Raw genomic sequence first — 16277 nt, forward strand, 5'->3', positions numbered from 1 at the left:
AAAATAAATATAGCTCATTATTACATCTAAGGTAATGATAACAGGCTATAAATTTATATAATTAATTCTTTCACTTGCCAATCATTTACTTGTTGGGAGATAGGGTCAATAAACTGTAAACGTTTAGCCAGCAGTTGTAACGGTTGCTGATAATTATCATCCCCTTTAGGTTGTAATGCTGGGTAAAAACGGTCATGCAAAATAGGCATCCCTAAACTCTGCATATGCACTCTTAATTGATGGGTTTTACCCGTTACGGGTTCAAGCTCAAAAAGCCCCAGATTATTGTGAATTTCGAGTAATTTAATCTCTGAGTGGCTATTACTTACCCCATCAACAACCTGCATGGTAAAACTGGGAACGCCTCGTTGTAAGCGGTTTTTTACGGTCCAGCTTTGCGGTAATGCCTGTGATGCAACGCTTTTATTAAGTCTGGCCACCGCTTGATAGGTTTTCTTGATTCTTCCATCAAGAAAAAGTTGGTGGTAAGCATGGCGAGTGTCTGGATTAACCGTCATCAACATTACCCCTGCGGTATCTTTATCCAGTCGGTGTGCTGGCGCTATAGTGTCAATACCTGTTCTAAGCCTCAATCTATGTACTAAGCACTCATTAACGTAATCGCCACCTGGGGTAACAGGCAAAAAATGCGGTTTATAAGCAATGATTTTATGATCGTCCTGATACAAAATCTCTTCGGTAAATGGCACTTTTTTCTCAATACTGACCTCACGAAAATAATACACTCGCTGGGTTGCTTCATAGGGGGTTTGTGCGCTAATTAATTGACCATTTTGCCAATGTACCTTGCCCTGTTTAATCCGTTCTAACCATACATCCGCAGGGATTTGTTCAAATTTAGCTATCAGAAAATCTAAAACAGTCAGGTAGTGTGGGCTAGATGGAGTAATACGCGGCAATACCACGTAAGAAGGTTGTGCTGCAATAGCACCTAGTGGCGAAGAAGAGTCTGCAAAGTGTGATGACATAAGCGCAAAGAAGAAACAAAAGATAAGCTTATATTATCAGGTTATACATCAACATGGGACTTTAGTAATTGCAGAACAAAATCCATGGTTTTATGGCAATTAGGTTGCTCCACCAAACGTAACTTATCTCGATTATACATAGGTAATACCTCAAGCCAACGTTGGCTAACCCAGGTAGCATCTTCTAAATCAACATGTGAATAAAGGTCATATAAATCAGGGTTTACCTGATAAAACTGTTCAAGCGCGGCGCTGATAATTTCAAACTCACCAGCGATGGGTTCGTGACGCCAATTAGCGCAAGGGATGGTTCTTGCTATCCATACTCCATTGCGCTGTTTAGCAGCAGATAACACCTTTAAGCGTTGTTTACCCTCCAGCACAATACTTAAAGAATTATCTTCTAGTTGATGAAAATCAATAATTTCACATTCGGTGACACTACGATAACAGGGTAAGTTACTGTCGGACTTTAACGCCGCCATAGCCAAGCCATATTCGCCTTTCAAGACTGACGCGACTAGAGATAACTCACTGGCGAGTGCAACTCGAAACTCAAGCCGACCATTTGGCAATAGCACGGCATCTTGGATAAATAACGCCATTTCACGTGATTGCATAACCGCCTCCTACACCTAAGGTGAAGTCGTATCAATAGTTAACGTCACAGAAAACGTTAATAATGATAAGTGTAGTCAACGGCTAAAAAACCAACAAATTTATTCCATTAATTAATACTAATGCACTCAAAAAAACATCTTGTCTCAATAGCAGCACAAGGGTATTCACAGCAGCTAAACCCATTCAAAAACCAAAAACTACCATGATTCTAAGTGATCCATGATTGTCCCTTTGGCAACAATATTAGCTAACTCATCGGCCAACTGATTGCTTTGCAGAGCAACCTTTTGCCAATATTCAATCCGCGCGTCAGTATCGAGCTTTTTAAAGTCTTCACGGTCAGGAATTTTACCAAAGGGCAATGAGGCAATAAAATCACGTGATGGCGCTAATATCAGCGCATTATGATAATTTTGCTTCGCTTTACGCCACACCAATGATTTATCAAACCAACCAGGGCTCATGTGCGGATAAAAATGTGGGTATAAGGTTAAGCCGCTTTCTTTTGGCAGCGGTAAATCAAAATGATAATCGGTAATGCCGCCGTCATAATATTTCCCCTTGGGCAAACCATCAATATCCTTAACCGGATCTAACAACAACGGGATAGATCCTGTTGCCATCATAGCCTGACGAATATTCTCAGTGGTTAACATCATTTGTTTGGTCGGTAAATCTTTCAAGCGCCCAAACGGTGATGCCGCATCTTTATGGCTAAGCAGAATGCGCTCAAAATGCCATGAAATGCTTTTACGATTAACGCTATTACTGGCCGCGGCAAGCGCTAAACCAATCGCTAACCCGACTTTGGATTTACTTTTATTAACATGGCGTGCGCGACAGGCAATAATGTGATGACGAAATAACGGGTTAGCAATAATATCAGCCCCTGCTTGCTCACCTAAAATACCATCCACCACAGCTTGTACCTGAAAAGTCACTTGCTCTCTGGTTGGTACATTGTCATAGCGTTGATTGATATAAAAGTGTTCGAATCGGCTATAAGCGGCAAGTGGGTCTTGCTGGCCTAAACACGCTAAGCGCCAAGCACCAGATGATGCACCCAACATATATAATGGGTCTTCACGGTCTTTAAAAAACTCATCAAAAATATATTTATCTAAACCCGCAATGCCCAGCCACTTAGGCCCACCTGAGGCGGCTAATAGCTGAGTAAACATGCTTTGCTGTAGACCTTGTGTTTCTATCTGCTTAAAAGCTGTTTCACCTGCTATAAGTCGTAATGCTGACAAATGTCGATCCTCTCATTTTTGATAAATTCAAACAGTGGTATTATTACCATAACTAGACCCCATTAATGCTCACTCACTTAACGGAACTCTTATGATTGTTGATACTCTAGCAAATCGCCACCTATATACTCAACTGCATCCACGTTTAGCAGTAGCATTAACACATTTAGCTGAAACGGATTTTACCAGTAAGCCCGTTGGCAACTATGAATTAGACGGAAAAAATCTGTTCGTAATAGTGAACGATTATGAAACCAAGTCGCGTAAAATTGAGCCCTTTGAAGTTCACCAACAATACATAGATGTACAATATGTTGTTAGTGGTGAAGAAGAGTTTGGTTATTTACCTTTAGCAGACCAAATCCCGTCAAAACCTTATTACGACAAACACGATTACGCTGAGTTTGACTTCGACTCAAACAAAGATGACGCAGCCTTTATACCATTAAAAACTGGCATGTTTGCGATTTTCTTTCCTGGCGACATGCACATGCCTGGCACCAGCGCCTCACCACAAAAAGTACGCAAGGTCGTTATAAAAGTGCGTATTTAGGTTTTCCATGATGAGCGACTTTAATCTGTGAAGTCGCTTTTATAATTCATTTCAGCTGTACTCCTTTCTTCAATCTCTATCCCCTGAGCCTGTATTTTTCAAAGTTATCTCGGCAGCGAATTATTGGTAATTTGTACAATGCAAAGACTTTTTTGGTGTCGTTATTCCACATAAAAACTGATAACGCAGTCAAAAATTACCAGCAACCCCTGCTCACTTATGTCGCACACGACTTGAAACACATTTTAGGCTTGTAACCCAATAACAAACTGCTAATATACCCAAACGAAATTACATATAACAAAAAGAAATATCAATTTCGTTTTCTCACAAAAATAGTATAGAGCTGACATAAATGAATAATAACAATAATTTAAGCCAAATATATCTCGATGCGAACGCCACAACCCCTGTATTGCCTCAAGCTGCAAATGCCGCGATGGCGGCCATGGAACATCTTTTTGGTAATCCTAGCTCAAGCCATATCACAGGTTTACGCGCCAAAAACCTAATGGAACAAACCCGAGCCAAAGCTAAACACATTATTGGGGCTGATAATGGCAAAATTATCTTTACCAGTGGTGCGACTGAAGGTATTCAAACGGCTATTTTGTCAGCATTGGTTAGTGCTCGGAGTCGCTTAATATCGAGCTCAAAACAGGGTGAAGATTATTATTTATTGTACGGCGCGACAGAACATAAAGCCGTGCCTGAATCACTTAAACACTGGAATGCTATTTTGGGCATTCATGCCAAAGTCATAGCAATACCGGTCGATCGCCAAGGTAATTTAGATCACGCTTTTATCACTAAATATGCTCCTCAATCATTGATGATTTGCACTATGGCGGTTAATAATGAAACTGGCGTATATCAAGATCTCAGCCGTTTAGAGCACACCATTCGTCACGCTAACTCTGACATTTTTTGGATGGTTGATTGCGTGCAGGCGCTGGGTAAAATAGCCTTAAACTTGGCCAAAACCAGCATAGATTACGCCCCCTTTAGTGGCCATAAGCTGTATGCACCTAAAGGGATTGGCTTTGTCTATATCCGCGAAAATGCCCCCTTTACACCAGTAATTGCAGGAGGTGGTCAAGAAAGTGGCCTGCGCTCAGGCACAGAAAACTTGCCAGGTATGGCAGCGATTAACGTTATTTTTGAACAGCTGATTGCTGAACAATCTAGCTTTGCCGACCATCAAACCTTACATACCTTTCGCCAACAACTTACCGATACTCTTAAGCGATCTTTTCCACAAATCGTGTTTAACCACAGCTTCGAAAACAGTGTGCCAACCACATTAAACTTCGCGATTAAAGGTTTCAGCAGCAAAGAAATCATGGATTTATTTGATGCCGCCAACATACGGGTTAGCTCTGGCTCGGCTTGCTCATCTAAAGTCACCCGCAGTTTTGTGCTTGATGCCATGGGCTTACCTGCGTGGCAAAGTGAGTCGGCGATTAGATTATCTTTTGGTCCAGCCATGACCCAGGATGAAGTGAATCAGGCTTGCGCGCGTATCACCAGCGCCGCCAACGCACTCACCCAAAGCTGTATGGTACTGGATGGCGCAAATATTAATGACAAAACGCCATTAAATGGTTTAGTGCAATTGCGCTCTGGTGCTAGCTGCAGCTGGGTTTATGTCGATGCGCCTTCTAAACAAGCTTTTATTATTGACCCGTTACCTGAGCTGACAGACCGATTAGACACCCTGCTACAATGCCAGCAACTCAATCTGGTGGCGATAATTGATACCCATGGTCATGCTGATCATGTTTCTGGCCGTGAGTTATTAAATCTTAAGCGGGCCATTACCAGTCGCACTGATGCCTTAGGCTGGCCACAAACTTCGCTAACCGTTACCGAAAACAACCAGCAGTTTGAATATATTACCCTTGCCGACAAATGGCTGGTTAAAGTGCCGACTCCAGGGCATACCGCCGACAGCATCAGCCTGCTATTGTGTCACCCGATTTCAGGTTCACAAACCTTAGCCAACAACACCTTGTTTGCATTTTGTGGCGACACGATTTTAATGGGAACCCTAGGCAGAACCAACTTTGAAACGAGCTCGGCAAAAGACATGTATGCCAGCATCGAGTTATTAAGTGCCGTGCTGGCACCGCAAAGTCTGCTTTGCCCCAGTCATGACTATCAAAATGAATTTGCCACCCATCTCACCGCAGAATGTTTACGTAACACGTTATTGCAGCAGGTTATTCAAGGCTCCATCAGCGCTGATGAGTTTGCTAGTCGCAAAGCTAAAATAGACAGTCAATTAGATGATCAAATTGGTACTGAGATCCTTTGCGGCGCTCTACCTGCTGGCAGCTGTCAAAAAGTCAGCCCGATCATTGAGTATTCTGCAGCCAGCTTAGATGTTGCTTTGAATGCCTCAAAGGTGAAGTTAATTGACATACGTGAGCCCCACGAATACGCCTTACAACATTCATTAGACTCATGCGAAAACGTGCCATTAACTCGCTTAGTGCAGTTTATGCAGCAACATCAGCATGACAAGCGTAGCGAATGGGTGTTGGTTTGTCGCAGCGGCAGTCGCTCATTGGTAGCAGCACAAGCTATGCACCGCCTTGGATTTACCAATGTTGCCCACCTTAAAGGCGGTTATGCCCTTGCCAATGCCGGCTAAGGCAAGTGCTTATTTTTCTTAATGAACAGATAACCTTAAACGAAAAAAGCCCTAAAAAGGGCTTTTTTATTGGGCGTAACATTTACACGCCGATTTCACCGCCATCATTCTTACGGATCATCACAGTCGCTGCACGGGGACGAACTTGCATACCCGCTGGCGTCACTTCAGTTGCAATGGCTGAATAAGGCCAGTTACCTGGATGCTGAATATTTACAAATGCCGTTTTATAATCAGGCGTAATAGCAAAGCCTGTCACTTCACAGTCATTAGGGCCAACAAAGAAACGCTTTAATTGCGCTTGGGTTTCTGCGCTAATCACTTGTTGCTTACCATCGGCATCAACCAAAGTAGATGGTACAACCGCTAACATCTGATCGTTAGTGTAAGATGTCACTTCGTCGGCACCATTATCGGTTTGTACCCATAAAATACCGCGCGCATCAAATGCTAACCCATCTGGGCTGGCAAACTGATTTAAATCATCTAAACCCGATAGGTTAGTCTCTGCATCGCCCGCAGCTGGTGCACCAAATACAAAAATATCCCAACTAAACTCTGTGGCACTATCGCCCTCATCCCAACGAATAACGTGACCAAAACTATTTTTTAAACGTGGGTTTGCTGTATTTGCTTCTGTACGCTTGGTGTTATTGGTTAAGGTTAAATAAACGCTACCCGTGAAAGGATCCACTGTCGCCCATTCAGGACGATCCATTGGCGTTGCGCCGACTAAATCAGCCGCGCCAGCGGTATTTAAAATAATCGCGGCCTGTGTATCAAAAGTGCTGGCTAAAGTACTGCCGTTGGTTGTCACCGCATCTAAGGTTAATGGTAACCACTCGCCCACGCCATCTTCGTTAAACTTGGCCACATACAGTGTACCCGCGTTCATGTACTTATCACCCATGGCAATGCGATTACTGCTATTAGCATCCGCAGGATCCCATACCGCATCCGACACAAACTTGTACAGGTATTCAAAACGTGAATCATGGCCCGAGTAAAACGTAATCGGTTGACCTTCAGCTAGCTTACCAAAGGTACATCCTTCGTGACGAAAACGGCCTAAAGCAGTACGTTTAACCGCGCGTGAATTGGGATTATAAGGATCGATTTCAACAATATAACCATGGCCATTGGCTTCATTGCGATAATCTTGAGCCGCATTCGCGCCAACAGGGGTAATGTCAAAACGGGAAAACTCATCTAAGCGCTCGTCATCATCACCCGCTAAATGGTCCCAACCGTAACGCGTACTCGACGTCGCAATACCGATACGAGATTGATCCGCTGCCAGTGTGCCCTTGTTAACAAAGTACCCTGGCCAGTTTTCTTCGCAGGTTAAATAAGTTCCCCAAGGCGTGCTGCCATTACCACAATTGTTTAAGGTGCCTCGGGCTTGGCTACCATCTGGTGAGTAGCGTGTTTCTAAGTAGCTGGTGTACGCCATAGGGCCGGCAATATCCATCACACTTGCACCAGTGAAACGACGGTTATGAGCATCGTTTGCTACCACTTCCCACATGTCATTAGTTAATTTAATGCGCACAACAGACACCCCGTGGGCATTAATTTCTTTGCGAATTTCATCAATAATGGTGCGCTTTCCATTGGTATCAAAAGTAGGACCTGTAGGATGCAATGCATCTTCGTCAATATACTCATGATTAATACACAATAAGCCATCATCACCAGCATCATTTAATGGGAAAAAATGCATACCATCATGGTGCATACCTACCGAGTTAGCTTGATCTTCAGCTGTATTACTGCCGTCTGCTTTCCAAGCCGCGGCTTTAGTATTAAGTGGGGTTCCCCAAGGGGCTAATACATAAGCTGAATATCCTGCAGGTATCGCCACAGCATCGGTTTTTGATCCCGCAATGGAGTCAAAACCTAACACTGCAGAACTGGTTGTTGGCGCAGTAGGGGTTGTTGGCGTCGTTGGTGTTGTAGGAGTGGTTGTCACTGCGTTATCGTCAGAGCCGCAAGCTGATAACCCTACACCAGCAAATGCCGTCATCGCGCTGATCCCTAGCCCCCTTTTAACAAAGTTACGACGGGATAAATGCTTCTCCATCACTTGTGCAAAAGGCGTGTTATTGCTTTGGTTAAAACGTCGAGGATCAAATGTCGCTTTGCTCATAATATGTCCTTTGAATGTCTAGGTGTTTTCGAGATAGTTGTCATCTGCAACAAGTAAACTTTCTTTTTATAAGATTAGTTTCCGGACACAAGATAAGCACTGAGTATGACAATTCAGCGCAAATTAGATGACATAAAAATGGCAATTTAAAGACAATAAGAGCAAATGAGGATAAATGACATAGAGTCATCTTTATCGAGGAAAAGATTTACTATCTGCGATACCTTGAACCGAGTTTCGCAGACAGAAATAACACAATGACTGGCTAAAAACCGTATTTTAACCATTTGTTTCTAAAACGATATTAATGCACTTTGCCCGCTAATAACGCTATCCATTGGCTAGGCTGTGCAATGATAAACTCGTAAACCTGTTCACTGCATAAAGTGATGCGAATAGCCTCTGTGGTAATTGGAATAATGCCCCCGCCTTTGCCTAAACATTTACCCACAGAAGCAATATCTGCGCGCTTAAATTGATATGGACCTAACCCGAACGCTTGATTAAATGGCTCAAAAATAACTTCAGATTCAGTAAGCTGCAGCTTACCATCAGCCCTTGCTACGCCGTTCTGCACAGTAGCGATTGATGATTTTATGAGGTTAACTGACATAATATATCCTTATATGATCTGTTGTTCTTGCCCTAACGTTTGCTTGATTGTGCGAGTGCTTTTTGCCTTGCCTGTTGTTTCAATGAGCCTTTTTTGGTTTTACGTGTCACGGGGGCGATTTGACTTAAGTCAGGCTCAAACCCTGGGTACCATTGTTGCGGTAATCGTTTATCTAAGTAAGCCTCTAATTTTATCAACAAAGGCTCATCATCAACGCTCAAAAATGTAATTGCTTGCCCAGCTTGCCCAGCACGGCCTGTGCGGCCAATGCGGTGAACATAATCTTCCTGCTTAAACGGCAGCTCCATATTCACCACGTAATTAAGCTGACTAATATCAATACCGCGGGCGGCGACATCCGTCGCCACCAGCGCAGTTAATTGCTCATTCTTAAAGTCGGTAAGTACTTGCTCACGTACCGATTGAGATAAATCAGCATGAAAGGCTGCCACTTTTACCCCACGTTGACTCATCTGCTTCACCAGTAAATCGGCATCCTGTTTGGTACGGCTAAAAATAAGCACTTGCTGCCATTTTTCAGCCTGAATAAGTCGACACAGTAGGTCGCATTTTCGCTTGGCATCAACATGATAAACCCGCTCGGTTACCGTCACCGCCGTTTGATTACGGGCATGTGCTTCAATCACTTTGGCCTGAGTAAGTAAACGCTTACTGAACGAAAAAACGCTATCGTCTAAGGTCGCCGAAAACAACAGAGTTTGCCGCTGCTTAGGCAAGCGCTTTAATACTTCAATAATTTCATCACGAAAACCCATATCTAGCATACGGTCGGCTTCATCAATGACAAAATAATCAACCGCAGCCAAGCTCGTCGCGCGTTGGCGTAGTAAATCTAATAATCGCCCAGGGGTGGCGACAATAATATCTACTCCCGCAGTTAATTGCGCTTTTTGTGCTTGGGTACTCACGCCGCCATAGATTAATGCAGCATCAATGGCGCTATCGCCAATAAGTAGGCTTAAATTTTGATGTACCTGCTGAGCCAACTCACGCGTCGGGGTCAAAATTAACGCTTTTGCCAATTTGTTTTGCGCCCTGCCATTGCTGAGTTCATGGCAGTCTTGTTGACTTAGCTCTTTTTGACTTTGCTCTTGCTGAATAAGCAATTGATGCAAAATCGGTAAACAAAATGCCGCCGTTTTGCCCGTGCCTGTTTGCGCGCCCGCCATGACATCTTTACCAGACAAGATGACCGGAATCGCCTGAGCTTGAATGTCGGTAGCTTGGATGAAGTTAAGTGTGCTTAAACGAGATAATAATTGCGGATGTAAAGCTAACGCGCCAAAAGCCATGGTTGATTCTCCCCGTGTGAACCAAGGATCTTATCACAAGCTTGAAAATTATAGGATGCAAAAGCAGTAATCAAGCCCAGTAGATGTTGTAGGCATCAAGGCGAGGCTAGACTAGGCCTGTTGATATAAGTGTAAGCTTTGGGGTAAATCTTGACGCTGCTCATCGGTTAATAGCACTTTTACAAAACCGTAGCGTTTAATTAATGCTAAAGACCCAGCATTATGCGATGCAATGTAAGCAAATAACGGAACTTGAGGCAATAATGGTAAAAACAGTTTTAATGCTTGGGTGGCAATGCCTTGCCCCCAGTAATTCTGGTCAATCCAGTAACCGATTAACCGCCCTTCTATCGCTTTATTATCTTCAGGTTTGTGCCAACTTAACATACTGCCAATAAGCGTATCGTCCAACCAAATCCCCATTGCCAAATTACCCGGCACGCTAAGAATATTTTGTTGCCAATGCTGAAAAAACGCCGCGCGTTCCCTTGGCGGGAAATCGCCCATTTGATTGGCAACAGGGTCATGTTCAAACCTAAATAGCGTGGGTAAATCCGCTGCGGTTATTGGCACTAAACGGATTTGTGCCGCGATCATTTTTCAACGCGCTTAGATGGCGGTTTTGGTGATGACTTAAGTGAGGTGGTTGGCGCTAAAGTCGAGCTAATAATTTCATGCCACACTTGAGGCGATGCTAAAATGAAACGAAATTTCTGACTATCAAAGGTGATCACTTGAATTGAATCGGCCTCTATCGGAATAAGCCCAGTACCTCGGCTCCAACACATAGCTACCGACTTAATATTGTCCAATTCAATGGCATACGGGCCATAATTTAAATCTGGATTAAAAGGTTCAAAATGCAACTGTTCATCTTCAATCCATAACGTCCCCTCAGCACGAAAAGCCCCTTTTTGAATGGTGGCCTGAGTTGATTCAGTGACGTCATTAGATAAGCCCATTACGAACATATGTGTCTCCATTTGTGATCTAGATCATTAGTATAACGGCTCGCTTAGGCATCTCAAGCTTTGTTGTGTTTATTTAGTGCATTGAAAATATTTAATTTTTAACTGTTTATAAATGCTAAGCAATTGATTAATAAAATATGGCATCATGTCCCCACGGTCAGTGAATCAAGCTAGCAACCATGAAAAAAGCCACCTTATATTATGTTTATGACCCAATGTGCAGTTGGTGTTGGGGTTACCACATCACATGGATAACGCTACAACAAAAGTTAGCCGTCATAATGCCAGATGTCACCGTTCAGTATGTCTTGGGTGGGCTAGCTGCGGATAGTGATGTGCCGATGCCAAAAGACATGCAACAATTTTTGCAGCAAACCTGGCACAAGATCCACCAGCAATTAGGCACGGTATTTAACCATGATTTTTGGACACGCTGCCAACCCAGACGTTCGACATATCCGAGTTGTCGCGCAGCCATTATCGCTCGCCAATCTGAACAAGAAGCGCAAATGATCCATGCCATACAGCAGGCGTATTATTTACAGGCTAAAAACCCATCGAATATTGAAGTATTAACTGATATCGCCGTAAACTTAGGTATTGAAAAACAGCATTTTATGCAGCAAATGCGCAGTGATGAATTGAATCAGCAATTAATGACCGAACTGGCCTTTGCAAGGCAATTACCCATTCAAGGTTTTCCGTCATTAGTGCTGCAATACCAACATCAGTTGTTCCCTATACTGCTTGATTATCAAGATGCAGACCCAAGCCTAAATCACATCAAGCAACTGATTAAAGACAGCGCCCAATCGTCAATAACACTTAAATAGGCAAACCATGAAATTATTAAACATCATCAACTTAGTTGCATCACTCCTGTTAATAAGCACCCATACTATGGCTAACAACGACAAAATAGATACCGATAAATTACAGCAGATTAAAGCTGTTAAATTTAATAATAATCAGGTTATTACCGCTGGGCTACCAACAATAGAAGAGTTTAGTTTATTGCAACAAGCAGGGGTGAAAACCGTGATCAACTTAATTCCTCATAACAACCCCAATGCCCTTAAGAATGAGCAGCAAATCGTCACCGACCTTGGCATGCAATACCATAATATCAGCGTTGATTGGCAACAACCGACGCTTGAAAACGTTGATCAATTTTTTGCCTTAATGCAAGCCAATAATAACCAAGCTGTGGTGGTGCACTGCGCGGCAAATTATCGTGCGTCTGCGTTTTATTATCTGTATTTGGTCACCCAGCAACATCAAGCAGTAGACATCAATAACGTCTTGTCACCATGGGGAGATTTGCCAACAAGCTTTAAAGCATACCCGCAATGGCAAGCATTAATAGAAACGGTAAAACAAAAATATCAGTAACGTATCAGCTTAATTGATACAACAAACTCCAAAATAAGTACTTTATAGTGTCTACATTCAGTATCGGCACCTATTTACAATCACCTAAGCTGTTATACTTGTAGCGCATTAAGTACCTAAAATTTGATTAGCCAACATGAGGCAATGAATGGCAGCAACTACACGCGGATTTTTGGGTTGGGTATGGCTAATCACTTGGAGTGGCACGTTATTATTGGCGCTGAGCCTATTGGTGTTGCGGTTTGTGCCACCACCAACAAGCTCATTTATGCTCCAAAGTCCGTATCCGGTAAGCTACCAATGGATCGATATTGATAAACTGCCCTCCCGCGTTCCCTTGGCGTTGGTTGCCTCAGAAGATCAACATTTTCCAGCTCACTTTGGCCTCGACTTAACCTCTATTACAGATGCCTTGACGCAACATGACAAAGGTAAAGGCCTTAGGGGTGCCAGCACTATTACTCAACAAACCGCCAAAAACCTGTTTTTATGGTCGGGAAGAAGCTATGTGCGTAAAGGGTTAGAAGCTATGTTAGCGGTCAGTATTGAAGTGATTTGGGGTAAAAAACGGATTTTAGAAGTGTATTTAAACGTAGCGGAATTTGGCCAAGGCATTTATGGTGTTGAAGCCGCCAGCCTACATTACTTTGATAAATCGGCAAGGTATCTCAGCATTGATGAAGCCGCCCAATTAGCCGTGTTATTGCCAAGCCCACGTAAGCGCAATCCGCATGATTTAACCCCTTACCTGCAACAAAGGGTTAGCTGGGTTAAACGGCAAATGCGCCAACTTGGCAGTGATTATCTTGCACCTATTCTGACCAACTAAGCTTATTTCAGGGTAATTAACGCCTATTAACAGGCGTTAATTAACAGGATTTACCCCCTATTTACTGCTAGAATACCGCCTTATTTTGATCCGCTTGTGACGATTAAGGCTGGCTATGACCGTTCTGCTAATGACACCTCCAATGACCCAATTGAATACGCCTTATCCGGCAACCGCGTATTTAACCGGTTTTTTACGCTCACGAGGCTATGACGCGGTACAACGAGATCCAGCAATCGAGCTGTTTCTTGAAATGATGACAGCTCCAGCACTCGAGATTATTCGTCAACATGTTGAAGAGAACTTCGAGCACTTTGAAGACGATGAACTGCCCGATGCCATCTTTACATTTTTAGCTGAATTTGATCGTTACCATCTGACCGTAGAAAGCGCGATCCGCTTTTTGCAGGGCAAAGATCCAAGCCTAGCCATGCGGATCAACACCCGTCGATTTTTACCCGAAGGCCCAGCCTTTGATGCCATAGCGCAAATGGAAGCCGTATCGGGTGATGTTTTACAGGCCGCTTTCGGTAATTTAGGCGTACAGGATAAAGCCAAGTATTTAGCCACCCTGTTTATCAATGATTTGTCATCGGTTATTACTCAGGGTGTAGACCCGTATTTTGAAGTTAGCCGTTATGGTGAACGTCTCGCCGCAGCGAATCCAAGCTTTGACGATCTCTACAACACCCTGACAGGCGAGCCTAGCTTTAGCTCAGAAATTTTAGCACAATTAGTAGAGCACTATTTAGAAGACACCCAACCTAGCGTCGTTGCACTTACCGTGCCTTTTCCCGGTAATATGTTAGGCGCATTGCGGATTGCACAAACCTGTAAAGCCATCAACCCTGACATTCCCATTGTGTTAGGTGGCGGTTTTGTTAATACCGAACTGCGCGCACTGAAAGACCCACGGGTGTTTGAGTTTATCGACTTTATTTGTTTAGACGATGGCGAGCGGCCATTAATGACCTTGCTGGAATACTTTGAAGGCAAGCGAGAAGTTGACGAGCTAGTACGTACTTACTTTTTAGCCGAAGATGAACATGGCCAAGCATACGTTCATCTCAATCAAAACAACGAGCTACACGACATTCCACAGTCTGAAGTTGGCGCACCGATTTACGATGGGTTGCCATTAGATGAATATCTGTCGTTATGTGAAATGCTTAACCCAATGCATCGTATTTGGAGTGATGGCCGTTGGAACAAACTCACCATTGCCCACGGTTGTTACTGGCGTAAATGCAGTTTTTGCGATGTCAGTTTAGATTATATTGACCGCTATGATACCGCAGGTGCCGATATTCTGGTTGATAGAATTGAAGCCCTTATCGCCGAAACTGGCCAAACAGGCTTTCATTTTGTTGATGAAGCCTTGCCACCGAAAACCTTATTTGCCTTTGCCAAACGCTTAATTGAACGCAACGTGGTGATCAGTTGGTGGGGCAATATCCGTTTTGAACGTACTTTCAGCCCAGCCCGTTGCCAATTGCTGGCCGACTCAGGTTGTATCGCCGTCAGCGGTGGTCTTGAGGTTGCATCAGACAGATTACTCAAGCTGATGAAAAAAGGCGTGAGCGTTGAACGTGTTGCCCAAGTGACCAAAGCGTTCAGCGACGCTGGCATATTGGTACATGCTTACCTCATGTATGGCTTCCCCACTCAAACTGAGCAAGAAACCGTCGACTCGTTAGAAATGGTGCGCCAATTAATGCAGCAAGGGTGTTTTCAATCTGCCTACTGGCACCGATTTGTTGCCACAGCCCACAGCCCAATAGGTATGAACCCAGAGCAATTTGGTATTACGCTTGATGAACGCCCTGAGGTCTTTTTTGCTGAAAACGATGTCGAGTTCACCGACCCAACCGGAACCGATCACGACATGCTCGGTGAAGGATTACGTAAAGCGCTTTACAACTACATGCACGGTATCGGTTTTGAGCAACCCATGAGCTTTTGGTTCAACCAACCTGTTTGCCGTACCACCATGAAAAAAGACATGATTGCAAAAGCGATTAGCCATTTTATTTTGAGTCAAGAAGAGTAAAGCGGTTTAAGCACATTTAACCTCAGCCAATGGTCATCACATTGGCGGGTTAAATCAGTTTCGTCTGTACCTAAAGTAACCCCTATCAATTTAATAACTTAGCATTAAAGTAGATGGATCGTCTGTTTCAATATAAACAGCTTTAAACTTTTTAACGCCATTATCACCTTCGACTATATTCGAAAAAGAATAGTTGCTGGTAAATTGTGATAGCGCACTGACATTTTCATCATTACCTTCAAAGTCAAACGAAACCAGACAGATTTTTCCTGCACAGGAATAACTTTCTGAATAAATTTGTACATCTTCTAATTTGTAAATACTGTCTAATAAGGTACTTTCTCGCAACGAGGCATTGTCAGTTTTTTCTATTGAGTCAACGCGTTCAATCAGCTGTTTGAAGTCAATAATATTAAATGTATCTTCTAAAGCGACGCTAGATACCTCACCATCCTCATTCAAGAAAGCTGATGTAAACTGATCTGCACTGTAAAAGTTCTGTTCGGTTAAATGATTAAGCTGACGAAAAAAGTCGTCATTGTTGCCATCATTTACATCTTGGATAATAGTACTCTGCGGAGTTGAATCGACGGGGATTTGTACTGTTTCAATCAAGTTTTGTTGATTTAAGGAGGGCTTATTTTTTGAAACAGAAGTGTTTTCGGTGTTAGCCACGGTTATAGTCGTTTCGGTATCAGATTCTGCAAAATATAAATAAGCCACCAATGATAAAGCTACTGAACTGATTACTATTTTTTTCATATACATCCTTATATACATTGAGTATTTCCATATCAACCAACCTGAAAAACATCCAAATTAACCTGAGCTTCGGATAAGAAATTAGCTCCCCAAAGGAACTAAATGCTCGTTCCTTGATCCGATCAT

The 16277-nt window shown here is 43.2% G+C and carries 15 protein-coding genes; 6 read left to right on the plus strand and 9 right to left on the minus strand.

Annotated features, from left to right (window positions below):
- Nucleotides 1-53: 53 nt before the first annotated feature.
- The 3 genes from IEY03_RS08660 to IEY03_RS08670 all read right to left on the minus strand — a co-directional run bounded on the left by IEY03_RS08660 (nt 54) and on the right by IEY03_RS08670 (nt 2863).
- Entirely contained in the window at nt 54-989 is a 936-nt protein-coding gene (locus IEY03_RS08660; RefSeq protein WP_188840953.1) for a pseudouridine synthase, read from the minus strand.
- A gap of 41 nt (nt 990-1030) precedes the next feature.
- Nucleotides 1031-1609: an LON peptidase substrate-binding domain-containing protein gene (locus IEY03_RS08665; RefSeq protein ID WP_188840954.1), complete on the minus strand. Its 579-nt coding sequence runs from the start codon at nt 1607-1609 to the stop codon at nt 1031-1033.
- Between the two features lie 198 nt (nt 1610-1807).
- Nucleotides 1808-2863: a patatin-like phospholipase family protein gene (locus IEY03_RS08670; protein WP_188840955.1), complete on the minus strand. Its 1056-nt coding sequence runs from the start codon at nt 2861-2863 to the stop codon at nt 1808-1810.
- Nucleotides 2864-2954: 91 nt separating this feature from the next.
- Between IEY03_RS08670 and IEY03_RS08675 the strand changes: the two genes are divergently transcribed.
- Both IEY03_RS08675 and IEY03_RS08680 read left to right on the plus strand, forming a co-directional pair.
- Complete coding sequence (locus tag IEY03_RS08675) at nt 2955-3416, plus strand: NanQ anomerase/TabA/YiaL family protein (protein WP_188840956.1); 462 nt, start codon at nt 2955-2957, stop codon at nt 3414-3416.
- A gap of 355 nt (nt 3417-3771) precedes the next feature.
- Entirely contained in the window at nt 3772-6072 is a 2301-nt protein-coding gene (locus tag IEY03_RS08680; RefSeq protein WP_188840957.1) for an aminotransferase class V-fold PLP-dependent enzyme, read from the plus strand.
- 82 nt (nt 6073-6154) lie between these two features.
- On the opposite strand, the gene IEY03_RS08685 is transcribed toward IEY03_RS08680, so the two are convergent.
- The 5 genes from IEY03_RS08685 to IEY03_RS08705 form a co-directional block, all read right to left on the minus strand.
- Complete coding sequence (locus IEY03_RS08685; RefSeq protein ID WP_188840958.1) at nt 6155-8221, minus strand: PhoX family protein; 2067 nt, start codon at nt 8219-8221, stop codon at nt 6155-6157.
- Nucleotides 8222-8525: 304 nt separating this feature from the next.
- A complete protein-coding gene (locus IEY03_RS08690) occupies nt 8526-8834 on the minus strand; it encodes a hypothetical protein (RefSeq protein ID WP_188840959.1) in 309 nt (102 codons plus the stop codon).
- Between the two features lie 32 nt (nt 8835-8866).
- A complete protein-coding gene (locus IEY03_RS08695; RefSeq protein WP_188840960.1) occupies nt 8867-10147 on the minus strand; it encodes a DEAD/DEAH box helicase in 1281 nt (426 codons plus the stop codon).
- A 111-nt stretch (nt 10148-10258) separates the two neighbouring features.
- Nucleotides 10259-10744, minus strand: a complete 486-nt coding sequence (locus IEY03_RS08700; RefSeq protein ID WP_188840961.1) for a GNAT family N-acetyltransferase — start codon at nt 10742-10744, stop codon at nt 10259-10261.
- Nucleotides 10741-11118, minus strand: coding sequence for a hypothetical protein (locus tag IEY03_RS08705; protein WP_188840962.1), 378 nt, complete (start codon nt 11116-11118; stop codon nt 10741-10743). Before IEY03_RS08705 ends, IEY03_RS08700 begins: the two co-directional genes overlap by 4 nt.
- A gap of 179 nt (nt 11119-11297) precedes the next feature.
- Here IEY03_RS08705 and IEY03_RS08710 point away from each other — a divergent pair, with 179 nt between their 5' ends.
- The 4 genes from IEY03_RS08710 (at nt 11298) to IEY03_RS08725 (ending at nt 15389) form a co-directional block, all read left to right on the plus strand.
- Nucleotides 11298-11951 carry a DsbA family protein gene (locus IEY03_RS08710; protein WP_188840963.1) on the plus strand — a complete coding sequence of 218 codons (654 nt, stop codon included), beginning with the start codon at nt 11298-11300 and terminating at the stop codon, nt 11949-11951.
- A gap of 7 nt (nt 11952-11958) precedes the next feature.
- On the plus strand, nt 11959-12510 hold the full coding sequence (locus tag IEY03_RS08715; protein WP_188840964.1) for a protein tyrosine phosphatase family protein: 552 nt from the start codon (nt 11959-11961) through the stop codon (nt 12508-12510).
- A 148-nt stretch (nt 12511-12658) separates the two neighbouring features.
- The gene (gene mtgA, locus IEY03_RS08720; protein WP_188840965.1) at nt 12659-13339 is read left to right on the plus strand and encodes a monofunctional biosynthetic peptidoglycan transglycosylase; all 681 of its coding nucleotides are present in this window, start codon (nt 12659-12661) and stop codon (nt 13337-13339) included.
- Nucleotides 13340-13454: 115 nt separating this feature from the next.
- The gene (locus IEY03_RS08725) at nt 13455-15389 is read left to right on the plus strand and encodes a radical SAM protein (protein WP_188840966.1); all 1935 of its coding nucleotides are present in this window, start codon (nt 13455-13457) and stop codon (nt 15387-15389) included.
- A gap of 90 nt (nt 15390-15479) precedes the next feature.
- Here the strand turns inward: IEY03_RS08725 and IEY03_RS08730 are convergent, their stop codons facing one another.
- A complete protein-coding gene (locus IEY03_RS08730; protein WP_188840967.1) occupies nt 15480-16151 on the minus strand; it encodes a hypothetical protein in 672 nt (223 codons plus the stop codon).
- Between the last annotated feature and the right edge of the window lie 126 nt (nt 16152-16277).

Origin of the sequence: Shewanella aestuarii (genome assembly GCF_014647215.1) — a bacterium.
GTDB lineage: Bacteria > Pseudomonadota > Gammaproteobacteria > Enterobacterales > Shewanellaceae > Shewanella > Shewanella aestuarii.